30 protein-coding genes are annotated in these 26,403 nt (G+C 65.1%); all 30 read right to left on the reverse strand.

Translation table 11 applies throughout. The features are described 5' to 3' along the window. Nucleotide 1: 1 nt before the first annotated feature. A complete protein-coding gene (locus ACFTOW_RS06245; RefSeq protein ID WP_379914182.1) occupies nt 2-1,570 on the reverse strand; it encodes an NADH-quinone oxidoreductase subunit M in 1,569 nt (522 codons plus the stop codon). Further along, nucleotides 1,570-3,621 carry an NADH-quinone oxidoreductase subunit L gene (gene nuoL / locus ACFTOW_RS06250; protein WP_379914184.1) on the reverse strand — a complete coding sequence of 684 codons (2,052 nt, stop codon included), beginning with the start codon at nt 3,619-3,621 and terminating at the stop codon, nt 1,570-1,572. The genes ACFTOW_RS06245 and nuoL overlap by 1 nt, the downstream gene beginning before the upstream one ends. 6 nt (nt 3,622-3,627) lie before the next feature. After that, nucleotides 3,628-3,933, reverse strand: coding sequence for an NADH-quinone oxidoreductase subunit NuoK (gene nuoK, locus ACFTOW_RS06255; RefSeq protein ID WP_379914186.1), 306 nt, complete (start codon nt 3,931-3,933; stop codon nt 3,628-3,630). 66 nt (nt 3,934-3,999) lie between these two features. Continuing rightward, on the reverse strand, nt 4,000-4,608 hold the full coding sequence (locus tag ACFTOW_RS06260; protein WP_379914188.1) for an NADH-quinone oxidoreductase subunit J: 609 nt from the start codon (nt 4,606-4,608) through the stop codon (nt 4,000-4,002). Then, entirely contained in the window at nt 4,605-5,012 is a 408-nt protein-coding gene (locus ACFTOW_RS06265) for a carboxymuconolactone decarboxylase family protein (protein WP_024811839.1), read from the reverse strand. The genes ACFTOW_RS06260 and ACFTOW_RS06265 overlap by 4 nt, the downstream gene beginning before the upstream one ends. Continuing rightward, complete coding sequence (gene nuoI / locus ACFTOW_RS06270; RefSeq protein ID WP_379914191.1) at nt 5,009-5,503, reverse strand: NADH-quinone oxidoreductase subunit NuoI; 495 nt, start codon at nt 5,501-5,503, stop codon at nt 5,009-5,011. Before nuoI ends, ACFTOW_RS06265 begins: the two co-directional genes overlap by 4 nt. A 10-nt stretch (nt 5,504-5,513) precedes the next feature. Continuing rightward, nucleotides 5,514-6,545 carry an NADH-quinone oxidoreductase subunit NuoH gene (nuoH, locus tag ACFTOW_RS06275; protein ID WP_379914193.1) on the reverse strand — a complete coding sequence of 344 codons (1,032 nt, stop codon included), beginning with the start codon at nt 6,543-6,545 and terminating at the stop codon, nt 5,514-5,516. An 8-nt stretch (nt 6,546-6,553) separates the two neighbouring features. Continuing rightward, entirely contained in the window at nt 6,554-6,961 is a 408-nt protein-coding gene (locus tag ACFTOW_RS06280; RefSeq protein ID WP_379914195.1) for a hypothetical protein, read from the reverse strand. After that, nucleotides 6,961-8,976, reverse strand: coding sequence for an NADH-quinone oxidoreductase subunit NuoG (gene nuoG, locus ACFTOW_RS06285; protein WP_379914197.1), 2,016 nt, complete (start codon nt 8,974-8,976; stop codon nt 6,961-6,963). The genes ACFTOW_RS06280 and nuoG overlap by 1 nt, the downstream gene beginning before the upstream one ends. Nucleotides 8,977-8,982: 6 nt before the next feature. Further along, nucleotides 8,983-9,393 carry a DUF5333 domain-containing protein gene (locus ACFTOW_RS06290; RefSeq protein WP_379914199.1) on the reverse strand — a complete coding sequence of 137 codons (411 nt, stop codon included), beginning with the start codon at nt 9,391-9,393 and terminating at the stop codon, nt 8,983-8,985. 109 nt (nt 9,394-9,502) lie between these two features. Further along, entirely contained in the window at nt 9,503-9,817 is a 315-nt protein-coding gene (locus ACFTOW_RS06295; RefSeq protein ID WP_379914201.1) for a hypothetical protein, read from the reverse strand. A gap of 17 nt (nt 9,818-9,834) precedes the next feature. Continuing rightward, a complete protein-coding gene (nuoF, locus tag ACFTOW_RS06300) occupies nt 9,835-11,133 on the reverse strand; it encodes an NADH-quinone oxidoreductase subunit NuoF (protein ID WP_379914203.1) in 1,299 nt (432 codons plus the stop codon). 4 nt (nt 11,134-11,137) lie between these two features. Further along, a complete protein-coding gene (locus ACFTOW_RS06305; RefSeq protein ID WP_379914205.1) occupies nt 11,138-11,359 on the reverse strand; it encodes a DUF5337 domain-containing protein in 222 nt (73 codons plus the stop codon). 11 nt (nt 11,360-11,370) lie between these two features. Beyond that, nucleotides 11,371-12,291 (reverse strand): hypothetical protein, encoded by a 921-nt coding sequence (locus ACFTOW_RS06310; RefSeq protein WP_379914207.1) that lies wholly within the window; start codon nt 12,289-12,291, stop codon nt 11,371-11,373. 67 nt (nt 12,292-12,358) lie between these two features. Further along, a complete protein-coding gene (locus tag ACFTOW_RS06315; RefSeq protein WP_379914209.1) occupies nt 12,359-13,528 on the reverse strand; it encodes an NADH-quinone oxidoreductase subunit E in 1,170 nt (389 codons plus the stop codon). Further along, nucleotides 13,528-13,839 (reverse strand): hypothetical protein, encoded by a 312-nt coding sequence (locus ACFTOW_RS06320; protein ID WP_379914297.1) that lies wholly within the window; start codon nt 13,837-13,839, stop codon nt 13,528-13,530. The genes ACFTOW_RS06315 and ACFTOW_RS06320 overlap by 1 nt, the downstream gene beginning before the upstream one ends. Beyond that, nucleotides 13,839-15,059, reverse strand: a complete 1,221-nt coding sequence (locus tag ACFTOW_RS06325; protein WP_379914211.1) for an NADH-quinone oxidoreductase subunit D — start codon at nt 15,057-15,059, stop codon at nt 13,839-13,841. Before ACFTOW_RS06325 ends, ACFTOW_RS06320 begins: the two co-directional genes overlap by 1 nt. 6 nt (nt 15,060-15,065) lie before the next feature. Continuing rightward, nucleotides 15,066-15,452: a nuclear transport factor 2 family protein gene (locus ACFTOW_RS06330; RefSeq protein ID WP_379914213.1), complete on the reverse strand. Its 387-nt coding sequence runs from the start codon at nt 15,450-15,452 to the stop codon at nt 15,066-15,068. Beyond that, complete coding sequence (locus ACFTOW_RS06335) at nt 15,449-16,057, reverse strand: NADH-quinone oxidoreductase subunit C (protein ID WP_379914215.1); 609 nt, start codon at nt 16,055-16,057, stop codon at nt 15,449-15,451. The genes ACFTOW_RS06330 and ACFTOW_RS06335 overlap by 4 nt, the downstream gene beginning before the upstream one ends. Then, a complete protein-coding gene (locus ACFTOW_RS06340) occupies nt 16,054-16,671 on the reverse strand; it encodes a NuoB/complex I 20 kDa subunit family protein (protein ID WP_379914217.1) in 618 nt (205 codons plus the stop codon). Before ACFTOW_RS06340 ends, ACFTOW_RS06335 begins: the two co-directional genes overlap by 4 nt. After that, nucleotides 16,662-17,027: an NADH-quinone oxidoreductase subunit A gene (locus tag ACFTOW_RS06345; RefSeq protein WP_379914218.1), complete on the reverse strand. Its 366-nt coding sequence runs from the start codon at nt 17,025-17,027 to the stop codon at nt 16,662-16,664. Before ACFTOW_RS06345 ends, ACFTOW_RS06340 begins: the two co-directional genes overlap by 10 nt. Before the next feature lie 341 nt (nt 17,028-17,368). Continuing rightward, complete coding sequence (locus ACFTOW_RS06350) at nt 17,369-18,151, reverse strand: crotonase/enoyl-CoA hydratase family protein (protein WP_379914219.1); 783 nt, start codon at nt 18,149-18,151, stop codon at nt 17,369-17,371. 112 nt (nt 18,152-18,263) lie between these two features. Beyond that, nucleotides 18,264-19,118, reverse strand: a complete 855-nt coding sequence (locus tag ACFTOW_RS06355; protein WP_379914220.1) for a hydroxymethylglutaryl-CoA lyase — start codon at nt 19,116-19,118, stop codon at nt 18,264-18,266. Further along, nucleotides 19,111-19,767 (reverse strand): glutathione S-transferase family protein, encoded by a 657-nt coding sequence (locus ACFTOW_RS06360; protein ID WP_379914221.1) that lies wholly within the window; start codon nt 19,765-19,767, stop codon nt 19,111-19,113. Before ACFTOW_RS06360 ends, ACFTOW_RS06355 begins: the two co-directional genes overlap by 8 nt. Then, entirely contained in the window at nt 19,764-21,713 is a 1,950-nt protein-coding gene (locus tag ACFTOW_RS06365; RefSeq protein ID WP_379914222.1) for an acetyl/propionyl/methylcrotonyl-CoA carboxylase subunit alpha, read from the reverse strand. Before ACFTOW_RS06365 ends, ACFTOW_RS06360 begins: the two co-directional genes overlap by 4 nt. A 93-nt stretch (nt 21,714-21,806) precedes the next feature. Further along, a complete protein-coding gene (locus tag ACFTOW_RS06370) occupies nt 21,807-22,229 on the reverse strand; it encodes an ASCH domain-containing protein (protein ID WP_379914223.1) in 423 nt (140 codons plus the stop codon). Between the two features lie 79 nt (nt 22,230-22,308). Beyond that, nucleotides 22,309-23,913: a carboxyl transferase domain-containing protein gene (locus ACFTOW_RS06375; RefSeq protein ID WP_379914224.1), complete on the reverse strand. Its 1,605-nt coding sequence runs from the start codon at nt 23,911-23,913 to the stop codon at nt 22,309-22,311. Nucleotides 23,914-23,977: 64 nt separating this feature from the next. Beyond that, nucleotides 23,978-24,544, reverse strand: a complete 567-nt coding sequence (locus ACFTOW_RS06380) for a hypothetical protein (protein WP_379914225.1) — start codon at nt 24,542-24,544, stop codon at nt 23,978-23,980. Further along, the gene (locus ACFTOW_RS06385; RefSeq protein ID WP_379914226.1) at nt 24,541-26,100 is read right to left on the reverse strand and encodes an AMP-binding protein; all 1,560 of its coding nucleotides are present in this window, start codon (nt 26,098-26,100) and stop codon (nt 24,541-24,543) included. The genes ACFTOW_RS06380 and ACFTOW_RS06385 overlap by 4 nt, the downstream gene beginning before the upstream one ends. After that, complete coding sequence (locus ACFTOW_RS06390) at nt 26,094-26,402, reverse strand: hypothetical protein (protein WP_379914227.1); 309 nt, start codon at nt 26,400-26,402, stop codon at nt 26,094-26,096. Before ACFTOW_RS06390 ends, ACFTOW_RS06385 begins: the two co-directional genes overlap by 7 nt. Nucleotide 26,403 lies beyond the last annotated feature (1 nt).

A 26,403-nucleotide genomic window follows, 5' to 3' on the forward strand; every position in this document is an offset into this window, starting at 1 on the left:
GTCAGTCCTTGTTTGCCTGGGCGACCTGGGTGGCGGATGCGCCATCGGCCAGGGCCATGTCATAATTCTGGATCAACGCCGACACCGACGGCCCGATGATATCGGTCACCGCCGCCGGATAGACGCCCAGCCACAGGGTCATCACGATCAGCGGGGCAAAGATCGCCTTTTCCCGCTGCGTCATGTCCTTGATGGTCTTCAGGCTTTCCTTGATAAGATCGCCCAGCACCACCCGGCGATACAGCCACAGCGCATAGGCCGCCGACAGGATCACGCCGCTGGTGGCCACAAGGGCAACCCATGTGTTGACCTGGAACACGCCCATCAGCGTCAGGAACTCGCCGACAAAGCCGCTGGTGCCCGGCAGGCCCACGTTGGCCATGGTGAAGAACATGAAGATCAGCGCATAGGCCGGCATCCGGTTGACCAGCCCGCCATAGGCGTCGATCTCGCGCGTGTGCATCCGGTCATAGATCACGCCGACGCACAGGAACAACGCGCCACTGATGAAGCCATGGCTGATCATCTGGAAGATCGCGCCGTCAATCCCCTGCTGGTTGGCGGCAAAGATGCCCATGGTCACATAGCCCATATGCGCCACCGAGCTGTAGGCGATCAGCTTTTTCATATCCTCCTGCACCAGCGCGACAAGGCTGGTGTAGACGATGGCGATGGCCGACAGCCACAGGATCAGCGGGGCCAGAACATCGGCCCCCACCGGAAACATCGGCAGCGAAAACCGCAGAAAGCCATAGCCGCCCATCTTGAGCAGAATCGCCGCCAGCACCACCGACCCCGCGGTGGGTGCCTGCACGTGCGCATCGGGCAGCCAGGTGTGCACCGGCCACATCGGCATCTTGACCGCGAAACTGGCAAAGAACGCCAGGAACAGCAGCGTCTGCATCCCGCCGACGATCTGGATGCCCAGCACCGAGATCCCCTGCGAGCTGAACACATGGGTCATCAGCGACGGTCCGTCACCGCAGGCCGCGATGCAGGTGGTGCCCGCATCCGCGAACATCGCCACCATCGCCACCAGCATCAGCACCGAGCCAAGGAAGGTATAGAGGAAGAACTTGAACGAGGCATAGATGCGCTGCTTGCCGCCCCAGATGCCGATGATCAGGAACATCGGGATCAGCCCTGCCTCGAAGAACAGGTAGAACAGCACCATGTCCAGCGCCATGAACACGCCCAGCATCAGCGTTTCCAGCAGCAGGAAGGCGATCATGTATTCCTTGACGCGGGTGGACACATCCCAGCTTGCAGCGATCACAAGCGGCATCATGAAGGTGGTCAGCATCACGAACAGCACGCTGATCCCGTCCACGCCCATGCGGTATTTCAGCCCCATCAGCCACTCGCGTTCCTCGACGAACTGAAAGCGCGTGTTGGCGGGATCGAACTGGAACAGGATGAACAGCGAGATCAGAAAGGTCACGCTGGTGGCGATCAGGGCCAGCCACTTGGCATTGCGCTGCGCCGCAGCATCCTCGCCGCGCAGGAACACCGCCAGGATCAGCGCCGCCAGCGCCGGGATGAAGGTGACGATGGAAAGAAGATTGTCCATTACTGCGCCCCCCCGGTGAGCGTCATCCATGTCACCATCACGACGATGCCGACGACCATCCAGAATGCATAGGTAAAGATGTACCCCGACTGCGCCCGACCGGCGAGCCGCGAGAAGAAGGGGATCACCCCCATCGACACGCCATTGATCGTCCCGTCGATCACGTCACCATCGCCGCGCTTCCACAGGAAGCCGCCCAGCCATTTCGCAGGCCGGATGAAGACAAAGTCGTAGATCTCGTCGAAATACCACTTGTTCAGCAGGAACAGGTACAGCGGGCGGTTCGCCGCGGCCACGCGACCCGGCATGGTCGGATCGAGGATGTAGAACCAGAACGCCACCGCCAGACCCAGAAGCATGGCGATGAACGGGCTGATCTTGACCCATTTCGGCACGTTGTGCGCATCGTCCAGCACGGTGTTGCCGGGCGCGATATGGATGGCACCCTGCCCCGGTGCGCCGGTCATCACGTAGTGATGTTCGGGCGCGCTTTCGCCCTCCTGCGCCTCGGCCTCGGCATAGGGAACGCCGAAGAACCTGCCGACATCGTCGGTATGGCCGAAAAAGCTGTTGTACCAGACCATGCCCGCCAGAACCGACCCGACGGCCAGCACCGCCAGCGGTGCCAGCATGATGGTCGGGCTTTCATGGGCATGCTCGTGGGTGTGCTTGTCGCCGCGCGGCGTGCCCCAGAAGGTCAGGAACATCAGCCGCCAGCTGTAGAAACTGGTGAACAGCGCCGCGATCACCAGCATCCAGAAGGCATAGCCGCCGTTGGTGCCGGCATAGGCGCTCTCGATCACGGCATCCTTTGACAGGAAGCCGGCAAAACCGATCGTGGTCAGCGGAATGCCCACCCCGGTGATCGCCAGCGTGCCGATCAGCATCGCCCAGAAGGTCATCGGGAACTTCTTGCGCAACCCGCCATAGTTGCGCATGTCCTGCTCGTGATGCATGCCGTGGATCACCGATCCGGCGCCCAGAAACAGCATCGCCTTGAAGAACGCATGCGTGAACAGGTGGAACATCGCCACCGAGTAGACGCCGACGCCCGCCGCCACGAACATGTAGCCAAGCTGCGACATCGTCGAATAGGCGATCACGCGCTTGATGTCGTTCTGCACCAGACCGATGGTCGCCGCGACAAAGGCGGTCGAGGCCCCAAGAAAGGTGACGAACATCATCGCCTCGGGCGCGTACTCCAGAATGGGCGACATCCGGCAGACCAGGAACACGCCCGCCGTCACCATCGTGGCGGCATGGATCAGGGCTGACACCGGCGTCGGCCCTTCCATGGCGTCGGGCAGCCAGGTGTGCAGGAAAAGTTGCGCCGATTTCCCCATCGCGCCGATGAACAGCAAAAACGCGATCAGGTTGGCGGCGTTCCACTCGGTCCACAGGAAAGTCAGCTGCGTCTCGGCCAGTTGCGGCCCGGCGGCGAACACATCGTCCAGATTGATGCTGTCCACCAGGAAAAACAGCGCAAAGATCCCCAGCGCAAAGCCGAAATCGCCCACCCGGTTGACGACAAAGGCCTTGATCGCCGCAGCATTGGCGCTGGGTTTCTTGTAGTAGAACCCGATCAGCAGGTACGACGCGACCCCCACGCCCTCCCAGCCAAAGAACATCTGCACAAGGTTGTCCGCGGTCACCAGCATCAGCATGGCAAAGGTAAAGAACGACAGGTAGGCAAAGAACCGCGCCTTGTAATGCTCGCCGTCCTTCCAGGCATGGTCATGCGCCATGTAGCCAAAGGAATACAGGTGCACCAGTGCCGACACGCTGGTCACCATGATCAGCATGATCGCGGTCAGCCGGTCCAGCCGGATCGACCACGCGGTATCCAGACTGCCCGAGCGGATGAAATCAAGGATGTGGATCTGCTGCGTCACCGAGGCATCCAGCGTCAGGAACACGATCCATGACAGCAGGCACGACAGGAACAGCAGCCCGGTGGTGACCCATTGCGCCGCCTGCTCACCGATCAGCCGCCAGCCAAAGCCCGCGATCAGGGCCCCGATCAGGGGCGCGAAAAGAATGATCTGTGCCATGGGTCGTCAGCCTTTCATCACGTTGACGTCTTCAACGTCGATGGTTCCGCGCACGCGGAAGAAACACACAAGAATGGCCAGCCCGATCGCGGCCTCGGCCGCGGCGACGGTCAGAACGAACAGGGTGAACACCTGCCCCACCATGTCGCCGAGATAGCTGGAAAAGGCGACCAGATTGATGTTCACCGCCAGCAGCATCAGCTCGATGCTCATCAGCAGGATGATCACGTTCTTGCGGTTCAGGAAAAGCCCGAAAACCCCGATGACAAACAGCGTGGCCGCCACTGTCAGGTAATGCTCAAGTCCGATCATTGGTCTGTCCCATCGTCTTTTCCGGTTGTGCCGGGGCGCAGATCGCCCCGTTCCGGTTTTCTTTGGTCAAAGGCCCTGCCCCGGTTTCACGTCGCGCAGTTCCATCGCCTTGTCGGGGTCGCGGTACATCTGTTGCAGCACGTTCTGGCGTTTCACGTCCGAGCGGTGGCGCAGCGTCAGCACGATCGCCCCCACCATGGCCACCATCAGGATCAGCCCCGACAGTTGGAAAACCAGGAAATACTGGTCATAGATCAGCAAGCCCAGGGCCGCGGTATTCTCGACGCCCTCGGGTGTCGGTGCCGCGCGGGCGGCCTGCGCCCCGGTCGAGGTTTCCCACGCACCGAAGGCGATGGCGAACTGCATCAGCAGCACCACACCGATCAGCAGCGCCAGCGGCATGTATTGCGCCATCTCGGCCTTGAGCTTGGCGAAATCCACATCCAGCATCATCACGACGAACAGGAACAGGACCGCCACCGCGCCCACGTAGACGATGATCAGCAGCATCGCCACGAACTCGGCCCCCAGCAGCACGAACAGACCCGCCGAGGACAGGAACGCCAGAATAAGCCACAGCACCGAATGCACCGGGTTGCGGCTGATCACGGTGAACAGCCCGCCCGCGATGGCGCAGATGGCGAACAGGTAGAATGCCAGTGCAACGATTGTCATGCCTCGTCGTCCTTTCCTTCGTCCATCACCTCGCGCGCAAGCTCCATCGCGCGGGTCATGGCCGGTATGCCGGCGAACATCGACATCTGCGCGATGGTCTCGGCGATTTCGTCCCGCGTGGCCCCGGCCTCGCGCGCATGGCGCACGGTCATGCGAATCTGCGTGTCGGCCTGCGCGCCCTGCATGGTCAGCCCGGCCAGCGTGATCAAGAGCCTTGTCTTGGCATCCAGCCCATCCTTGCTGATTCCCTTGCCAAAGGTCATTTCCATGATCTCTTTGGGCATCGTCGGCCACAGCTTTTCAAACCCCCGGGGGTTGAAGGTCTCCAGCGCCGGATTGAACGCCTTGGCCATTTCCTGCGCCTGCTGCATCATCAGCTCGAAAGGGGTTTTGGGATCGCTCATCTGTAGGGGGCATCCAGTTCAAGGTTGCGGGCAATCTCGGCCTCCCAGCGGTCGCCGTTGTCCAGCAGCTTGGCCTTGTCGTAGAACAGTTCCTCGCGGGTTTCCGTGGCGAATTCGAAATTCGGCCCCTCGACGATGGCATCGACCGGGCAGGCCTCCTGGCAGAAACCGCAGTAGATGCACTTGGTCATGTCGATGTCATAGCGCGTGGTGCGGCGGCTGCCGTCCTCGCGCGGTTCGGCGTCGATGGTGATGGCCTGCGCGGGGCAGATCGCCTCGCACAGCTTGCACGCGATGCAGCGTTCCTCGCCATTGGGATAGCGGCGCAGCGCGTGTTCACCGCGAAACCGAGGGGACAGCGGGCCTTTTTCATGCGGGTAGTTGATCGTGACCTTGGGCGCAAAGAAATAGCGCAGCCCGATCTTGAACCCCTTGAAAAAGTCCGAAAGCAGGAAATAGCCCGCCGCGCGTCTGTAGTCGATCTGTGTCATGTGATCTCCCTCAGCTCCAGCGCGCGAACGCGCCCCAGAACCATTCAAATTTTGCCGCGAACGCCACGAACACCACCCAAAACAGCGACATCGGCAGGAACACTTTCCACCCCAGCCGCATCAGCTGGTCGTACCGGTACCGGGGCGTGATCGCCTTGACCATCGAGAACATGAAGAAAACGAACAGCATCTTCAGGATCATCCAAAACACGCCGTCGGGCAGCCCGGGGATGGGTGACAGCCAGCCGCCAAAGAACATCAGCGACACCAGCGCGCACATCAGCACCACCGCCACCAGTTCGCCGATCATGAACAGCAAAAACGGCGTGGAGGAATATTCGACCTGATAGCCCGCCACCAGTTCCGATTCCGCCTCGGGCAGGTCGAACGGCGGCCGGTTGGTTTCGGCCAGCGCGCTGATGAAGAACAAGAACAGCATCGGCAGGTGCGGCAGCCAGTACCAGCTGAACAGGCCAAAGTCACCATCCTGCGCCCGCACGATATTGCCGAAATTCATCGACCCGGTGGAAATGATGATGCCGATGATGATCAGACCGATGCTGACCTCGTAGCTGATCATCTGCGCCGCCGAGCGCAGGCTGCCAAGGAACGGATATTTCGAGTTCGACGCCCAGCCGCCCATGATCACGCCGTAGACCTCAAGACTGGAGACGGCAAAGACATACAGGATCGCCACGTTGATGTCGGAAATCACCCAGCCATCGTTGAACGGGATCACCGCCCAGGCGATCAGCGCCATGACCAGCGTCACCATCGGGGCCATCAGGAACACCGCCCGGTCGGCCCCGGCGGGAAAGATCACTTCCTTGACGATGTATTTCAGGAAATCGGCGAAACTTTGCAGCAGGCCAAAGGCCCCCACCACGTTGGGGCCGCGCCGCATCATCACCGCCGCCCAGATCTTGCGGTCGGCATACATCAGGAATGCCAGCGCCAGCATCAGCGGCAGCACCAGCAACAGAACCTGCCCAACGATGACAAGCAACATGCCCAGATAGTTGTTGGTAAAGAATTCGGTCATTTTGCCCTCTACACCGTCGGTATTCCGTTTTCCCGGCAGGCCGCAACCGTCACCTCGGCGTCAATTGTCCGGGTGCCGCGCGGCAGCGCGGGCGAGATCGTGTAGACCGCATCGCCGGTCCAGATCTCATTGTTTTCATCCACATTCGTGCGTACCTGACGCGCAAAGCCATAGCCCCGGATCAGCGCATATTGCGCCGCCGCGCACTCGGCATAGGCGGTCACGTCATCCGTGTCACGCGCGCCGCGCATGGCGACGATGAAATTCACCAGATCCCCATCCAGCAGCCGCGTCTCGACGCCCCGATAGACCGCGTTTTCCGGCACCACGGGGCGCTCGGGCTGCGGCTGGTCCGAGGCCATGCAGCCCGCCAGCACCACGCTGGCGAGGGGGGATATGACACCCGCGGCGCGCATCACTCGGCGGCCACGGCCATGGTGCGGGCCTTGGCGTTGGCCGACAGTTCCGCCATCAACTCGCTGGACCGCGCAATCGGGTTGGTCAGCCAGAAATCGCGGATCGCATAGCGGAAGGCCGCGTCGCCCAGCGTGCCCGGCTCCAGCGGCTGCCATGCGTTCTCGGCCACCTCGTCGATCCGGCCCAGATGCGGCACCGCCTCGATCAGAACGCGGCGCAACTGCGCCAGGCTGTCCCAGGGCTGCGTCGCGCCCATCTCGCCCGACAGGGCGCGCAGGATGGCCCAGTTTTCCTTGGCCTCGCCGGGGGCGAAACTTGCCCGCAGCGCCAGTTGCGGCCGGCCTTCGGTGTTCACGAACAGGCCCTGCTCCTCGGTGTAGGCGGCCCCGGGCAGGATCACATCGGCGCGATGCGCCCCCCGGTCGCCATGGCTGCCTTGATAGATCACGAACGCGCCCTCGCCGATCTCGACCTCGTCCGCACCAAGGTTGTAGATCACATCGGCATCCTGCACCGCCGCCATGCCCTTGGGGTTGGTCGCATCGACATCCATCGCGCCCACGCGCCCCGCCGCCGTGTGCAGGATCAGCAGCCGCGATTGCGTCGCCTCGGCCACCTTCATCGCATGGCCCAGCACCGCCGCGCCATCGGCCTCGGTCAGCGCACCCTGCCCCACGATCACCACGGAAGGCAGATCAACCACCTTGTCAAAACTGCGCCCCGACAGATCCGCCAGCGCCGCGCGGTCATCGCCCATATGCGCATAGGGATAGGTCAGATCGACCGCCGGGCCGATCAGCCCCACCTCGGCCCCGTTGGTCCAGGCCTTGCGGATGCGCGCGTTCAGCACGGGCGCCTCGTCGCGCGGGTTGGTGCCGATCAGCATGATGTATTGCGCGCTGTCGATCTCCTCGATTGTGGCCGTGCCGACATAGCCGCCACGATTGCCGCTGGGCAGCTTGGCGCCATCGGTGCGGCATTCGACAACGCCACCCTGACCTTCGATCAACTGCTTGAGGGCAAACGCCGCCTCGACCGGGGCCAGATCGCCGACCATACCGGCCAACGCCTTGGCGCCCTTGATCTTTTCCGCCGCCAGCGACAGCGCCTCGGGCCAGGTGGCCGGGCGCAGCTTGCCGTTCTTGCGCACATACGGCCGGTCCAGCCGCTGCCGCCGCAGCCCGTCCCAGACAAACCGCGTCTTGTCGGAAATCCATTCCTCGTTCACGCCGTCATGGTTGCGCGGCAAAAACCGCATCACTTCGCGGCCCTTGGTATCGACCCGGATGCTCGACCCCAGCGCATCCATCACGTCGATGCTCTCGGTCTTGGTCAGCTCCCAGGGGCGCGCGGTAAAGGCATAGGGCTTGCTGACCAGCGCGCCCACCGGGCACAGGTCGATGATGTTGCCCTGCAGATTGCTGTCCAGCGTCTCGCCCAGATAGGCGGTGATCTCGGAATCCTCGCCGCGCCCGGTCTGACCCATTGTGGTGATCCCGGCCACCTCGGTGGTGAACCGCACGCAACGGGTGCAGGAAATGCAGCGCGTCATATGGGTTTCGACCAGCGGGCCAAGGTCCAGATCCTCGGTCGCGCGCTTGGGCTCGCGAAAGCGGCTGAAATCGACGCCATAGGCCATCGCCTGATCCTGAAGATCGCACTCGCCGCCCTGATCGCAGATCGGGCAATCCAGCGGGTGGTTGATCAGCAGGAACTCCATCACCCCTTCGCGGGCCTTCTTGACCATCGGGCTGTTGGTCTTGATCACCGGCGGCGCGCCTTCGGGACCGGGGCGCAGGTCCTTGACCTGCATCGCACAGCTTGCCGCAGGCTTGGGCGGTCCGCCCACGACCTCGACCAGGCACATCCGGCAATTGCCCGCGATGGACAGCCGCTCGTGGTAACAGAACCGCGGAATCTCGATCCCGGCCTCTTCGCAGGCCTGGATCAGGGTCATGGCCGGATCAACCTCGATCTCGTTGCCATCTATGATGATCTTGCGGAGGTCAGTCATTGGTCCTCACTTCGCTCTTAGGAAGGCGCCGATCTGGCTGCTCTTCTGAATCTCGTCGCGCCCCAGCTGGCACAGGTCGGCATCCTTGGCCGGGTCCAGCCCGTGGTTGCGCACATAAGCCTCGCCGCGGGCACGTATCCGCGCCTTCTCGGCATCGCTTTTCACATAGTCTCTAATCTGGGCATCCGAATAGCCAAGATCGCTGGCCTGCGACCGGATCGACCACAGGTAATTCAGCCCACGCAGGGTGCGCGGCGCGATCGAGTCGCATCGCTCGCTGATCTCGATCGCCAGGGCGACCCACAGCATCTGGTTGTCGATCTGCGGCACGTCGCGCAACGGCGGCTGCGCGGTGGCGGCCTGTGCCAGCCCACCACTCAGGCCCACGGCCAGTACTAGCGCGGCAATCATTCGCATGGCATCACTCCTTTTGACACGGGGCAGGCATGCCCCCGCGCCAAAGCTGGGAACGCCCTGCCCTGATATGCAATAGCCGCCACATCAACCCTTTGATATACGCGCCAGATCACCATCCGTCGCACCGCCCCGACAGGATCAGGTTGCCATTCTCGATCTGCAGGCTGCCATCCGCGTCATCCGGGCCCTGCGCCCATGAGATCCGCGAGTTGCCAAAGGTCTCGATGCAATGGCGCACCGCCTCGTGCCGGCCCGCCTCGCGCGCGCCCTCCAGCGTCTTGCCCGCGTCGCGCACCTCGACCAAAAAGTTGCGCGCGTCGGTCTTGTCGGCATCCAGCTTGGTCCGAAAGGTCGCACCGTCGAACACGGGCCGGTTCTCACCGCACGCCGCCAAGGCCAGCCCCGCCACCAAAACCACGGACATGCTGCGCATCATCGCCCTCACTCCGCCGCCATCGCGCCGCTGCGCCCGGTTTTCTGCGCCTTGATCCGGTCCTCGATCTCGTCGCGGAAATTGCGGATCAGACCTTGGATCGGCCAGGCCGCCGCATCGCCCAGGGCACAGATCGTGTGGCCCTCGACCTGCTTGGTCACGTCGAACAGCATGTCGATCTCTTCCAGTTCGGCCTCGCCGCGCACCAGGCGTTCCAGCACCCGCATCATCCAGCCGGTGCCTTCGCGGCAGGGTGTGCACTGGCCGCAGCTTTCGTGCTTGTAGAACGCCGCCAGCCGCCAGATCGCCTTGATCATGTCCACGCTCTGATCCATCACGATCACCGCCGCCGTGCCCAGACCGGAGCGCAGATCCTTTTGCAGATAGTCGTAATCCATCAGCGCGCCGCGCATGTTCTCGGCGCGCACGCAGGGCACCGAACTGCCGCCGGGGATCACCGCCTTGAGGTTGTCCCACCCGCCGCGAATGCCGCCGCAGTGCTTTTCGATCAACTCCTCGAACGGGATCGACATCGATTCCTCGACCACGCAGGGCTGGTTCACATGGCCCGAGATCGCGAAAATCTTGGTGCCCGCATTGTTGGGCCGCCCGAAGGACGAAAACCACGACGCCCCGCGCCGCAGGATCGTCGGCACCACCGCGATGCTTTCGACGTTGTTTACCGTGGTCGGGCAGCCATACAGCCCTGCACCGGCGGGAAACGGCGGCTTCATCCGCGGCATGCCCTTCTTGCCCTCGAGGCTTTCCAGCAGCGCGGTTTCCTCGCCACAAATATAGGCCCCGGCCCCGTGGGTCAGGTAGAGGTCGAAATCCCAGCCCGATCCGGCAGCATTGCGCCCCAGCAGCCCGGCCTCGTAGGCCTCGTCGATGGCCGCCTGCAACGCCTCTTTCTCGCGGATGTATTCACCCCGGATGTAGATATAGCAGGCATGCGCATTCATCGCGAAAGACGCGATCAGGCACCCCTCGATCAGCGTGTGCGGATCGTGGCGCATGATCTCGCGGTCCTTGCAGGTGCCCGGCTCGGATTCGTCGGCATTGACCACCAGATAGGCGGGCCGCCCGTCGCTTTCCTTGGGCATGAACGACCATTTCAGCCCGGTCGGAAAGCCCGCACCGCCCCGGCCCCGCAGGCCCGAGGCCTTCATCTCGTCGATGACCCAGTCGCGGCCCTTGTGGATCAGACCGGCAGTGCCATCCCAATGCCCACGGGCCTGCGCACCCTTGAGCGTGCGGTCATGCATCCCGTAGAGATTGGTAAAGATCCTGTCTTCGTCTTTCAGCATCCGTTTACCCCTGATCCTTTTGGCGCGCGCGCCAGATTTGATAGATCATCGCGATGGCCAGCACGAAACCAGCCAGCGCGATCAGGTCGAACAGCGCGCGCACCCGCATGCTCCACCCCATTTCAGCCCCGATAAGGTTGGCCAGAACCCAGAACACCCCAGTCCCCGCGATCACAAGGGCGGCGATCCGCCCTTTGCGCGCCTGTTGCTGTTCAGTGTCGGTCATGGCCGTCCTTGTCAGTACACATCGCCGTCATCGACGCGTTTCGAAAACTCGGTATCCCCGCCAGCCGCGAGGACCTTTGCCTGTGCCACCCAGTCGTCGCGGGTGACCCGGCCCTTGAACCCGGTCAGGTTGGCATTGACCCACGCCACCTCATCCGCGCTCCAGCTGGCGATCTGATCGAAATGAAAGAACCCCATCCCGTGCAGCATCTTTTCCATCTTCGGCCCGACACCCTTGATTTCCTTCAGGTTGTCGGCCTTGCCATCACGCGGCGCACTCAGCGTTTCGGGCTTGGTGCCCGGATCCTCGTCGGCATCGGCTGCGTCGTCCTTGCGCACCTCTGGCGTTGCGGCCTTGGCGGCCTTGCCCGCCTCGTCGGCTTTCGCGGCAACCTTTTCCGCCCCGGCCCTGGTGGCATCGGCGGTCTTTTCCGCCGCGCCTGTCACGGTTGCCGTGGCCGTCCTGGCAGCCTCCCTGGTCTTTTCGGCGGCTTTCGCTGCCGTTTCCTTTGCCGCCCCGGCGGCATCCTTTGCCGCGTCCGTCGCCTTGGTCGTCGCCTGGGACACCTTGTCCGGCGTCGCTTTCGCCGCGTCCGACGTGTCCCTGGCCGTCTCTGCCGTCGCAACCTTGACCGATGCAGCCGCATCATGCGCCGCAGCCGCCGAGGCCGTGGGCGCGCCAGCACGCGCCCCGCCGTCCGCAATCCGGCGTGCCCGCGCACTCAGCTCGATATCGCCCGGCGTGCGTCCCGCGGTGCCCGGCTGGACCGGACCCTCCAAAGGCACGCACAGGATCGACGCCAGCAGCAGCCAAAGCACCCCGGCAATGGCCCCGGCCGCCAGCACAGCAGCCCAGAATGTCCACCCGCCCAGCAGCATCAGCATCACAAAGGCCAGCGCCCCTGCGGCAGCCCCCATCGCCAGTGTTCCCACCTGGCAAATGAATTTGTTCGACCAAGAACTCATTGCAACTCTCCCCGTTCGTTAAGGTTCACGTCTGTCAGACGTCCCCCTTCTTAGCACGGTCCGAGAATTCAGTCTTGCCCCCGGCGGCAAGTGTTTTTGCCTGTTCGACCCAATTGTCACGGCTGACACGGCCCTTGAACCCTTCGAGGTTGCGATCGACCCAGGCCACCTCATCCGCGGTCCAGCCGGCGACCTGGTCGTAATGATAGACCCCCAGATCGTGCAACAGGGCCTCCAGCTTGGGTCCGACCCCCTTGATCGCCGTCAGGTCATCCGGCGTGCCTTCGCGCGCGGTGTCCAGCAGGGCAGGCCTGGTGCCCGCTGTTTCCTCTTCGGTGGCGACAGGTTCGGGGGCGGCCTTGGCCTGCGCCTGCGGCTTGGCGGCGGTCTTGGCGGGTGCCTCTTGTTTCATCACGCCGGTCTCGTCCGCGCTGTGGCCTTCGGACCGGTCCGCATCATCGCTCAACTCGGTCTGGCGTGGCACGCTATCGTGATCCTTGTGCAGCCACGGCGTCAGGACCGGCACCTCGGTCCCGTCGATCCGTTTGATCGTGTCGCCCAGATCCACCGCAGCCTGCGCACTGGCATTGTATTGCGCATGGCCGCTGTCGAACTCCTTGAGCGTGGTCAGTCCCGATTCCGGCTCGGCGGCAAAGCGTCCGTTCTGCGGCCCTGGTACCGGCACCTGACCGGCGCGCAACTCGTCGATGATCTCGGCAAAACGCCCAGTGGTCAGATCCTCGTAGTAATCCTTGCCGATCTGCGCCATCGGCGCATTGGCGCAGGCGCCCAGGCATTCCACCTCTTCCCAGCTCAGCTTGCCATCCTCGGACACCTGATGCGCCTTGGGCGCGATCTTGTCGCGGCACACGGCAATCAGATCCTCGGCCCCGCAGATCATGCACGACAGCGTGCCGCAGACCTGGATATGCGCCACGCTGCCCACCGGGTGAAGCTGGAACATGAAATAGAACGTCGCCACTTCAAGCGCGCGGATATGCGCCAGCCCCAGCATGTCGGCGACGCCCTCGATCGCCGGACGGCTCAGCCAGCCCTCCTGCTCCTGCGCGCGCCACAGCAGCGGAATGATGGCCGAGGCCTGCCGCCCCTCGGGGAACTTGCTGATCTGCCCCTCGGCCCATTTCAGGTTCTCGGGCGTGAAGGCAAAGCTTGCAGGCTGTTGATGATGAAGGCGTCGCAGCATCAGGCACAGGCTCCGGTCGTCAGGACAATTCCACCGCTTTCCAGGCGCTCGGCCTGCTTGGCGGTCAGCTTATAGGCGGCCACACCCTGCATCTGCTCGCGCGTCAGCCCGGTCTGGAACTCGACCGCAAGGTAATCGGGCTCGGTCACCAACCGGCACCCGATCGAGGCCACGGCCATATCGAACTCGGCCAGCATGTCCTTGTCCACGCCCTGCGGCGGGATCGCGCAGGCAGCGGTCAGCGCCAGCAAGGCCATGGCCGAAACGGCGCGAAAGGAACGGATCGGGCCCAGCCCGGTTACAAGACGCATCACCTGTCAATCTCCCCAAACACAACATCAAGCGAGCCCAGAATGGCCGAGGCGTCGGCCAGTTGGTGCCCGCGGCACAGGTGATCCATCGCCTGCAAATGCGGATAGCCCGGCGCGCGGATCTTGGCGCGGTAGGGCCGGTTGCTGCCATCGGCCACCAGATAGACACCGAACTCGCCCTTGGGCGCCTCGACGGCGACGTAGATCTCGCCCTCGGGCACGTGGAACCCTTCGGTATAGAGCTTGAAGTGATGGATCAGCGCCTCCATCGAGGTCTTCATCTCACCTCGTTTGGGCGGCGTCAGCTTGCCGCGCGCCATCACCTCGCCCTGGTTTTCCGGCATCGCCAGCTTGGCACAGGCCTGCCGGATGATATGGGCCGACTGGCGCATCTCTTCCATCCGGCACAGGTAGCGGTCATAGCAATCGCCGTTGGTGCCGACGGGAATCTGGAACTCGAACTCGTCGTAGCATTCATAGGGCTGCGCACGCCGCAGATCCCAGGCAAAGCCCGACCCCCGCACCATCACGCCGGAAAACGCGAAATTCTGGATGTCCTCTTCGGTCACGACACCGATATCGACATTGCGCTGCTTGAAGATGCGGTTCTCGGTCAGCAGCTCGCCGATATCGTCCAGCACCTTGGGAAACTGCTCGGCCCAGGCGTCAATGTCCGAGATCAGCTTGGGCGGCAGATCCTGATGCACCCCGCCGGGCCGGAAATAGGCCGCGTGCAGGCGCGCGCCGCAGGCCCGCTCGTAAAAGATCATCAGCTTTTCACGCTCTTCGAAGCCCCACAGCGGCGGCGTCAGCGCCCCCACGTCCAGCGCCTGCGTGGTCACGTTCAGCAGGTGGTTCAGGATGCGCCCGATCTCGCAATACAGCACCCGGATCAGCGACGCGCGGCGCGGCACCTCGGTGCCGGTCATCGCCTCGATCGCCAGAACCCATGCATGTTCCTGGTTCATCGTGCCCACGTAATCCAGCCGATCGAAATACGGCAGGTTCTGCAGGTAGGTCCGGCTTTCCATCAGCTTCTCGGTGCCGCGGTGCAGCAGGCCGATATGCGGGTCGCAGCGTTCCACGATCTCGCCGTCCAGCTCCATAACCAGACGCAAGACACCATGTGCCGCAGGGTGTTGCGGGCCGAAGTTGATGTTGAAGTTGCGGATCTTCTGCTCGCCCGTCAGGGCGTCATCGAAACCTTTGGAGCCGTCCATCATGCCTTACTCCTGTCCGTCCGGCCGCGCCATGGTGCGAAACACCTTGGTCAGCAGCTTCCAGCGTCCGTCGACCCTGACAAACCCCAGATGATCCTCATAGCGCAGCGGCGGCACGTCGACCCACAGGTGTACCCGCGCGATCTCGCCCCCCGCCACATCGACGCACAGCACGTCAAAGCTGGCATCACCTTTCGCAGGCGTGCGCCCACGCACCCGCTCCAGATAGGCGGCCTTGTCCCAGAACGTGGCCTTGCCGTCCTCGATCATCGTCATCTGGAACCGGTCGTGGCACAGATCCTCGAACACCTCGGCGCGGGCGAAATACACCGCCTCGCCATAGGCCACGGCCTGCGCCATCACCTCGTCATATGCGGTCGCGGGGTTGGTCATGCCTTGCCCTCGCCCTTCTCGTCACCTGGCAGCACGTATTGCGCGCCTTCCCATGGCGACATGAAATCGAACTGGCGATACTCCTGCACCAGCTTCACCGGCTCGTAGACCACGCGCTTGAGCGTCTCGTCATAGCGCACCTCGGTATAGCCGGTGGTCGGGAAATCCTTGCGCAGCGGATGCCCGCGAAAGCCGTAATCGGTCAGCAGGCGCCGCAGGTCGGGGTGCCCGGTGAACAGGATGCCGAACATGTCGAACACCTCACGCTCGAACCAGTTGGCCGACGGATGCGTGTCGGTGATCGACGGCACCATATCCTCTTCGCGCAAAGAGGTTTTCAGGCGGATGCGGTGGTTCTGGTACATCGACAGGAAGTGATAGACCATCTCGAACCGTTTGGGCCGTTCGGGCCAGTCCACGGCGGTGATATCGACGAGGGTCGAGAACTTGCAGGTCGGATCGGCCTTCAGAAACTCGACCAGCCCGGCGATATTGGCCAGCGCCACGTCGATCACCAGCGCGCCGCGGTCAATGCGCCAGTCCACCACGCAATCGGGTCGCTTGCCCGCGATATGGGTGGCCAGGTCTGTCAGGGCATCACTCATCTCACGATCGTCCCCGTGCGGCGGATCTTGCGACCCAGTTGCAGGATGCCATACAGCAGCGCCTCGGCCGTGGGCGGGCAGCCCGGCACGTAGATGTCCACCGGCACGATCCGGTCGCACCCGCGCACCACCGAATAGCTATAGTGGTAATAGCCGCCGCCATTGGCGCAGCTGCCCATCGACACCACGTAGCGCGGCTCGGGCATCTGGTCATAGACCTTGCGCAGCGCCGGGGCCATCTTGTTGGTCAGCGTGCCCGCCACGATCATCACGTCCGACTGTCGCGGCGAGGCGCGCGGCGCGATCCCGAACCGTTCCGCATCATAGCGCGGCATCGAGGTGTGCATCATCTCGACCGCGCAGCAGGCCAGACCGAATGTCATCCAGTGCAGCGACCCGGTGCGCGCCCAGTTGACCAGATCCTCGGATGCGGTCAGCAAAAAGCCCTTGTCCTGCAATTCGCGGTTCAGCGCCTGCGTGGCCACTTCCTTGTCGCCCTCGGCGCTGTAGGCCCCATAGGGCGACTTGACCGATGGCGCCGATTTCACGCGATCGGTCTGCTGGCCGTCGCCCTGCACCTTGGTGACAAGCGGTTTGTCGTCGCTCACTCCCATTCCAGCGCCCCTTTCTTCCACTCATAGGCAAAGCCCGCGGTCAGCACGCCCAGAAACACCATCATCGACCAGAAGGCCGTCATGCTGATGTCCGCAAACGCCACCGCCCATGGAAACAGCATCGCGATTTCCAGATCGAAGATGATGAACAGGATCGACACAAGGTAGAACCGCACGTCGAACTTCATCCGCGCGTCGTCAAAGGCGTTGAACCCGCATTCATAGGCGCTGACTTTTTCGGGGTCGGGATTGCGCACCGCCAGAACGATGGCGGCAAGGATCAGGACAAGGCCCATACCGATGGCCAGTCCCAGGAAAACGAGGATGGGAAGATATTCCCGCAGCATTTCTTCCACGAAATGGCTCCTTTCAGACACGCGTTGGCGTGTAAACTGCTGGCGACAGTGTCTTGACGGGCGGTTTACTCCTGCCCCAAGGCAGGGTCAACCAAAGCTCGATCACATTCAAAGTCCCGCAACTGTCGTCGATTTGCCTTTGCATACAACGGCACACGGGCTGTTTGTCCACCATTTTCACCCTTTCAGACGTCAAAAATTTTTCGGCACTCGCAAAACGCATGCGGCAGCGCAGCATCGCCCCGACTCGCCCCGGAAACGCTATTCCCAAAAGGTTAGCGGCAAATCACCATCCGGCCAGCCCGTTCTTGTCGCAGGGCCGGGCAGCCAGCCCGGTGCGATCACCCCGCCCAGGCAGGCTTGCGCTTGTCAAAGAACGCACCGATCCCCTCGGGGGCCTCGTCCCCCTCCCAGCAGGCAACAAGCTCGTCGATGGTGTGGCGGATCGTGTCCTCGTCGATAACCGGCCCCAACCGGCGCAGCAGCGCCTTGGCCCGCGCCACCGCCTGCGGTGCGCAGGACAGATAGGGCGCGATCTCGGCCTCGATCGCGGCATCCAGGTCCTCTGCCGCCACGACCCGCGCCAGCAGGCCAAGCTCCACCGCCTCGTCGGCACCAAAGCGGCGGCCCGACATGAACACCCGCCGCGCCCGCGCCTCGCCCATGCGTGCGCAGACATAGGGCCCGATGGTGGCCGGGATCAGCCCCAGCCGGGTTTCGGTCAGCGCCATCTGCACATCCGGCGTACCGATACAGACATCGCAGACGCTGGCCATGCCCAGCCCGCCGCCAAAGGCATTGCCCTGCACCCGCCCGATCAGGGGCTTGGGCAGGGTGTTGAGCGCCTGAAGCATCCAGGCCAGCTTGCCCGCCTCAGCGCCCCGCTCGGCAGGGGTTGCGCCCATCTGCGCCTGCATCCAGGCCAGATCGCCCCCGGCGCAGAACGTGCGACCCCGCGCGCCCAGCACCACGACGCGCACGGCGTCATCAGTGGCAAGCGCGTCCACCGCCGCGCGCATCTGCGCGATCATCTCGCCCGAAAGCGCGTTGTGCTTGTCCGCCCGGTCCATCCACAGCCGGGCCACACCCCGTGCCTCGCGTTCGACCGTGATCATCTGTTCCATCCCGTCTCTCCTGTCTGATGTCCTTGGCCCGAAGTCTGACCCCGAGAATTTTCGTACGAAAATTCTCCACCGCCGCCGCCGCGCCCGAAAATTTTCGGACGAAAATTTTCGTCTAGCCAGCCCGCATCGCCCGCGCCATGGCCGCACCGCTCAGGACAACGTCGCGGTCCAGCCCGGGTTCGAACCCCAGCGCCTCCAGCCGGTCCAGCACCGCCTCGGTCGCCACGTTGCCTGCCGCCCCGGGCGCATAGGGGCAACCGCCCAAGCCCCCGACGGCGGCGTCAAACACCCGCAGCCCGCGCGCCAGCGACGCCTCAATGTTCTCCAGCGCCCGGCCGCCGGTGTCGTGGAAATGTCCGGCCAGCCGCACGGCCGGCACCACCTCCAGCACCGCGTCAAGCATGGCACCGATGCGCTCGGGCGTTGCCTGCCCGATGGTGTCGCCCAGGCTGATCTCGTAACAGCCCATCGCGTCCAGCCGCGCGGCCACCTGCGCCACCTGCGCCGGATCGGTCGGCCCGTCATAGGGGCAATCGCTCACGCAAGAGATATAGCCGCGCACCGGCAACCCGACCTTGCGCGCGGCCTCGGCCACCGGCCCGAACCGCTCCAGACTTTCGGCGATGCTGGCGTTGATATTGGCGCGGCTGAACCCTTCCGAGGCCGAGCCGAAGATCGCCACCTCATCCGCCCGCGCCGCGATGGCCCGCTCCAGCCCCTTGATGTTGGGCGTCAGCGCGGCATAGCGCACGCCCGGCGCGCGGGTGATCCCGGCCAGAACCTCGCCGCTGTCGGCCATCTGCGGCACCCATTTCGGACTGACGAAACTGGCCACCTCGATGCGGGCAAACCCTGCCTTGCTCAGACAATCGACCAGCGCGATCTTGTCCGCCGTGGGGATCGGCCGCGCCTCGTTCTGCAACCCGTCACGCGGGCCGACCTCGAAAATCTCGACCTTTTCATCCATGGCTCTCCTCCTTCCTAAGGCAAGGCGGCACGGTGGCGCGCAGATGCGGGCGCGCGCGCATCCGCTCCAGCCACGCCGCCAGCGCCTCGAACCCCGCAAGCATCGCGGCCCCTTCGGGCACGCGGGCAAAGCAGATCAACATCGGTGCCAGCATCAGATCGGCCAGCGTCAGGGCATCACCTCTCAGCACCAGCCCCTCCTGCGCCACCACGTCCAATGCCCCCAGTGCCACAGATGCCTGCGCCAGCCCCGCCCGCAGCACCGCCGCGTCGCCCACCTGCCCCTCCATGGGCAGATAGAAACCGTTGGAGTACACCTGCCGCACCAGCGGCCAGTAGACCTGCGATGCGGTGACCGACATCACCTGCGCCATCCGCGCCGCCCTGCGTGCATCCGCAGGCGTCAGGCGCGGCCCCGCCTGCACGCGGTCCAGATAGCCAAGGATCGCCGCGGTTTCATACAGGCTGAAATCGCCGTGCCGCAGGACGGGCACAAGGCCAAAGGGATGCCCCCGCACCGCCTGCCCTTCGAACGGGTTCACCTCGACATACCCATGTGCCAGCCCCATCTCGGCCAGCGCCCATCGCACCGACCAGGTGTAGACGCTGTCGCGGAACCCGGTCAGGGTCAGGGCATCGGCATCGCTCACGCCGCGGCCTCCTCCTCGTCCTCCAGCCGGATCAGCGCCGCCCCCGCCTCGACCTGCGCGCCGGGCTGGGCCAGCACCTCGGCCACCACACCGTCGCGGGTCGCCAGCAAAGCGTGCTCCATCTTCATCGCCTCAAGGATGGCCAGGCGGTCGCCCGCCGCCACAGCCTGCCCGGCCTCGGCGAACACCGCCTTGACCAGCCCGGGCATCGGCGCCTCGATCAGGTTGCCGCCCGCGCCCTCATGGGCCGCGCGCTCCAGCGGATCGACCACGTGAAACGCCAGTCCAGCCCCGCGAAACAGTGTGATCAAGTCACCCGCACGCACCGCCGCCACCCCCGGCACCGCGCCAAAGACCCAGTTGCCCGCGACGCGACGCGCCGGCACATCCTGCCCGGCCACGGTGATCACCCCCGCCCCGGGGCCACTCAGGGCCACGACAACCCAGCGCTCCTCCTCGCCAAAGCGCAGCAGGACCGAGCGCGGCAAGGGCGCCCACAGGGTGAACCCGGCGTCGCCCGGCAGATCACCGTCCAGACCCAGCGCCACCAGCGCCGCCTGCGCCCAGTCGGCGGGCACAGGCGCATCCACCCGCACCAGCGCGTCCAGATCCCGCGCAATCAGCCCGGTATCCACATCGCCCGCGGCAAAGCCCCGGTGCGCGCACAGCGCCGACAGGAAACCAAGGTTGGTTACTGTGCCCGCCACCTGGCACCCCGCCAGCGCCGCGCGCATCCGCGACAGCGCCACGTCGCGGGTGGGTCCATGGGTGATGATCTTGGCAATCATCGGATCGTAGAACGGGCTGATCGTGTCGCCCGAGCGCACACCGCTGTCCGACCGCGCCCCTTGCGGAAACGCCAGATGCGCCAGCGTGCCGGTGGCAGGCAAAAACCCCTTGGGCACATCCTCGGCATACAGCCGCGCCTCGAACGAATGCCCGTCGATCGTCAGATCCTCCTGACGCGCAGGCAACGCCTCGCCCGACGCCACGCGCAACTGCCATTCCACCAGATCGACGCCGGTGATCGCCTCGGTCACCGGATGCTCGACCTGAAGCCGCGTGTTCATTTCCATGAACCAGAACCCGTCGGGGCGCAGCCCCTCTGCGCCATCCACGATGAATTCGATCGTGCCGGCCCCCTTGTAGCCGATGGCTTGCGCGGCGCGCACGGCGGCCCCGCCCATCGCCGCGCGCATCTCGGGCGTCATGCCGGGGGCCGGAGCCTCTTCGATCACCTTCTGATGCCGCCGCTGCAGGCTGCAGTCGCGCTCGAACAGATGCACCGCGTTTGTGCCGTCACCGAACACCTGCACCTCGATATGGCGCGGGCGTTGGATGTATTTCTCGACCAGCACATCGGCATTGCCAAAGGCCCCGCGCGCCTCGCTCTGCGCACTGGCCAGCGCATCGGCAAAGCCTTCGGGCGCTTCGACCAGCCGCATGCCCTTGCCGCCGCCGCCCGCCACCGCCTTGATCAGCACCGGATAGCCGATGGCATCCGCCGCCCCCGCCAGATGCTCGGGGTCCTGGCTGGCCCCGTGATAGCCCGGCACCACCGGCACGCCGGCCTTTTCCATCAGCGCCTTGGCAGCATCCTTCAGCCCCATCTTGCGGATCGCCTCCGCCGACGGCCCGATGAACACCAGCCCGGCGGCTTCGACCGCATCCACGAAATCCGGGTTCTCGGACAAAAAGCCATACCCGGGGTGGATCGCCTGCGCCCCGGTGTCCAGCGCCGCCTGGATGATCCGGTCCCCGCGCAGGTAGCTGTCGCCCGGGGCCGATCCGCCGATATGCACCGCCACATCCGCCGCCGCCACATGCGCCGCGCCCGCATCCGCATCGGAATAGACCGCCACCACCTTGCAGCCCATCGCCCGCGCCGTGCGCGCCACCCGGCAGGCGATCTCGCCCCGGTTGGCAATCAGGATCGTGTCAAACATCCGCCTCTCCCATCGTGTCGCCCCTCATGTTTCCTCTCTCCCCGAATATCCCGGGGGAGTCGCCCACCGGGCGACGGGGGCAGCGCCCCCAATTCATCGGCCGAAATCCTCGATAACCTGGAAGGTCTCGACAAGCATCATCACATCAGGCGCGAAATGCCCCGCGCGCGTCAGATAGGACTGATAGCCCTGCCGCCAGTGATCGAGGTCGCGAAACTCGCCCTGCGGCGGGATGCGCGCCTCGTCCATCCGGTCGAACCGGACGTGCTCCACCTTCACGGTCCGCACTGCGAGCGTCGGCTTGCCCTCCCAATCCAGTGCGATATCGATGCGGCCCACCTCGGGCTCAGGCTCGCCCCGCAGCGCGAACGCGGCCAAAGCATCGCAGCTCATGGTCTTTTTCCCCGCCCGCACGAGGCCGAGGATCTCCGCGTTCAGCGCCGCGCTATCGCCATAGCGAAACGCGATGGCGCCAGGATAGCGGGCGCGAATATCTGCGGCCAGGTCTAGCTGCATCTGCCGCGCCAGCGAGGGGCCAGCCCCTCGCGCTCCCCGGAGTTTATCTGGCAAGATGAATAAAGGACCATCTTGCGCCTCACATCCGGAACACGCCGAAACGCGTCTCGGGGATCGGCGCGCAGAGGCTGGCGCGCAGCGACAGCGCCAGAACGTCGCGGGTCTTGCGCGGGTCCACGATGCCGTCGTCCCACAACCGCGCACTGGCATAAAGAGGGTGCGACTGCTCTTCGAACATGTCGATGGTCGGCTGCTTGAACGCAGCCTCGTCCTCGGCACTCCACGTCTCGCCCGCGCGCTCGATCCCGTCGCGTTTCACCGTGGCCAGCACGCCGGCCGCCTGCGCCCCGCCCATCACGCTGATGCGGCTGTTGGGCCATGTCCACAGGAAGCGCGGGCTATACGCCCGCCCCGCCATGCCGTAATTGCCCGCCCCGAAAGAGCCGCCCACCAGCATGGTGATTTTCGGCACCTGCGTGCAGGCCACCGCCGTCACCATCTTGGCCCCGTGCCGCGCGATGCCTTCGTTCTCGTACCGCCGCCCGACCATGAAACCGGTGATGTTCTGCAAGAAAACCAGAGGGATGCGGCGCTGACTGCACAGCTCCACGAAATGCGCGCCCTTCACCGCCGCCTCTGAAAACAGCACGCCGTTGTTGGCCACGATGCCCACCGGAATGCCCTTCACATGGGCAAACCCGGTCACCAGCGTCTCGCCGAACCGCGCCTTGAACTCGTCGAACCGGCTGCCATCGACGACGCGGGCGATCACCTCGCGGATGTCATAGGGCGTGCGCAGATCGGCGGGCACCACGCCCAGGATTTCCTCGGGGTCATAGGCGGGCTCTTCGCTGGCCTCCAACCGTAGGGTGGGTGCCAACCCACCCCCCAGACTGCCCACCGCGCGCCGCGCCAGCGCCAGCGCATGGGCATCATCCTCGGCCAGATAATCCGCCACACCCGACAGCCGGGTGTGCACATCGCCGCCGCCCAGTTCCTCGGCCGTGACCACCTCGCCCGTCGCCGCCTTGACCAGCGGCGGCCCGGCCAGAAAGATGGTGCCCTGATCGCGCACGATGATCGTCACATCCGACATGGCCGGCACATAGGCGCCGCCCGCCGTGCAACTGCCCATCACCACGGCGATCTGCGGGATGCCCTTGGCCGACATGTTGGCCTGATTGAAGAAGATCCGCCCGAAATGATCGCGATCGGGAAACACCTCGTCCTGTTGCGGCAGGTTCGCGCCGCCGCTGTCGACAAGATAGATGCAGGGCAGATGGTTCTGCTCGGCGATCTCCTGCGCGCGCAGGTGTTTCTTGACCGTCATCGGATAGTAGGTGCCGCCCTTCACCGTGGCATCGTTGCACAGGATCATGCAGGTCCGTCCCATCACCTGACCCACGCCCGCGATCATGCCCGCCGCCGGGGCCGCGCCATCATACAACCCGTGCGCCGCCGTGGCCCCTACTTCCAGGAACGGCGCGCCGGGGTCCAGCAGGTTGGCGACACGCTCGCGCGGGGGCATCTTGCCGCGCGACACATGCCGGTCGCGCGCCTTGGCACCGCCACCTTCGGCCGCCAGCGCTGCCGCCTCCTGCACCACGCGCAAAGCCTCCAGATAGCCCTCGCGGTTGGTGCGGAACTGGTCCGATGTCGGGATCGCCTGGGATAGCAGTTTCATTGTTTCTCCACCCGGGTTGCAGGTTGTTGCCGCCGTGTCGCGGCGATTTGAGGCACAGGCACGCTCATTCCCGCGCCCTTGGCCGTGTCGGTGGCGGCGGTCCGGCCCAACCGGCGCTGATCGCATCCGGCGCCGCCCCCAGATAGCGCGCCAGCACCCAGGCGCGCAGCGTGATGTCCAGCCGCCTGTTGGCCGCCCGCGCGCCGCAGCGCGGCCCGTCGCCCACGGCCACGCCCGCGCAATCCGGCCCGGCCGAGTGCCCATGCGCCAGCGCGTGCATGCGCGGATACAGGGCATCCGACCACATCCCGCGCCGTCCCGCCACCACTTCGGGTGCAGGCAGGCTGGCCAGCACCTCCGCCCGCAGCGCATCCTGCTGCGCGGTCAGGGCTTCGTGGCAGGTATCGGCGGCATCCTCCTGATCACACAGGAAAATACCCGCTTCGCCGCAATAGGCCATGCCCGCCAGATCGGCCACCGGGACCTGCTCGGCAAACGCGCCCTCGACATGCCAGCGCAATTCGCGCTCCAGCCGCTCGATGGCGATGTCGCGGCAGGCGCCAAAGGCGGGCACCGGCTCTTGCGCGGCAACCGGCGCGGTCATCGCCAGAAGGGCAATCGCCCATCTCATGCGCCATCCTCCGCCGCTGCGCGCGCCTTCAACTCGCGGCGGATCACCTTGCCGGTGACGGTCATCGGCAGCGCGTCCAGAAAAGCGATTTCCCTTGGATATGAATAGGCTGCAAGCCGATCTTTCACCCATGCCTTAAGATCTTCGGCCAGCGCCTCGCCCGCCTCGACCCCGTCCTTCAGCACGACATAGGCCTTGACGATCTCGGTCCGCAGCGCGTCGGGCTTGCCCACAACCCCCACCGTGGCAACGTCTGGATGGGTCAGCAGGCAATCCTCGATCTCGGCGGGGCCGATGCGGTAGCCGGACGAGGTGATCACGTCATCCTCGCGCCCGACAAAGCGGATGAACCCGTCCTCGATGATCCCCCGATCGCCGGTCAGCATCCACTGACCGCGAAACTTCTCCCGCGTCGCGTCCGGCCTGCGCCAGTACTCCAGCAGCATAGCAGGGCTGCCGGCGCGGATGGCGATATCACCCTCGCCCTCGGTCGACTGCCCGTGATCGTCGATCACCGCCACCTGATGCCCCGGCACCGCGCGGCCAATGGCCCCCAGACGCGCGTCGAACAGGCTGCCACAGGAGCTGGCTACCATGTTGCATTCGGTCTGGCCGTAGAACTCGTTGATCTGCACGCCAAAGGCCCGCCGCCCCCAGTCCAGCATCTCGGCGCCCAGAGGCTCGCCGCCCGATGCAACCGACCGCAACCCGGGCACCTCGCATTCCACCGCGCGCAGCATCCGCAGTGCGGTGGGCGGGAAGAACACGTTGCGCACCCCCGCCTGCGCCACGATCCGTGCAGCGCCGGTGGGCGTGAACTTGTCCATCCGCGCGGCCACCACCGGCACCCCCATCGCCAGCCCCGGCATCAGAACGTCGAACAGCCCGCCGATCCAGGCCCAGTCGGCCGGTGTCCAAAGGCAATCGCCGGGCTGGCCCAGGAAATCATGGCTCATCGCCACCCCCGGCAGATGGCCGGTCAGCACGCGGTGGCCATGCAGCGCGCCCTTGGGCGTGCCCGTCGTGCCGCTGGTATAGATCAGGACCGCCGGATCATCCGGCCCGGTGTCGACCCCGCCGCTGGCCTGCGCGCCGCCGGGCAGGTCCTGCGCGCGGATCACGCCCAGCCCCATGCCACGCAGCATCGCCGCGCCCTCGTCATCGGTGACGACAACACCCGCCCCGGCATCGTCCAGCCGCACCTCCAGCGCGTCGCGGCGGAACAGCTTGAACAGCGGCACGCTGATGGCCCCGATCCGCCAGGCCGCGATATGCGTCGCAGCACACAGGAACGACTGGCTCAGCAGCACGCCCACCCGGTCGCCGCGCATCACACCGTATTCGATCAACGCGTTTTCAACGCGGCGCGACAGACGCCACAACTCGCCATAGGTCATCTCGCGCCGGATGCCGTCGCTGACATCGATCAGCGCCACGCGTCCCGGGTCGCGCACCGCCCAGCCGTCGCAGACCTGATGCGCCATGTTCAGACGGTCCGGGATGTCCCACCGAAACGTTGCGCACAGCGCGTCATAATCGGGCGCGCGCATCAGCATGCCGCCACCGCCCCTTTCGCGCGCCGATGCGCCAGACGACCGAAATCATCCACGAAATACTCGCGCGCCGCTTCCGCCTCTGCGCAGCCGCAGCGCACCACCAGCCACAACCCGTCGCTGGCTGCTGGCCTTGCCGCGCAATCGGTCGCGCGCCCGCCTTCCTCGACATAAAGCGCCGCCATACGGTTGATCACCTCGGTCTCGCCCGGCGTCACGCTGCGCACGCCCAGCAGCCAGCCCAGAACGCCCGCGCACAGGATCAGCGCGACCAGCGGAGCGAATATGCGCGCGCGCAGCCCCATC

Source organism: Lacimonas salitolerans (genome assembly GCF_042677865.1).
GTDB classification, from domain to species: Bacteria; Pseudomonadota; Alphaproteobacteria; order Rhodobacterales; family Rhodobacteraceae; genus Lutimaribacter; species Lutimaribacter salitolerans.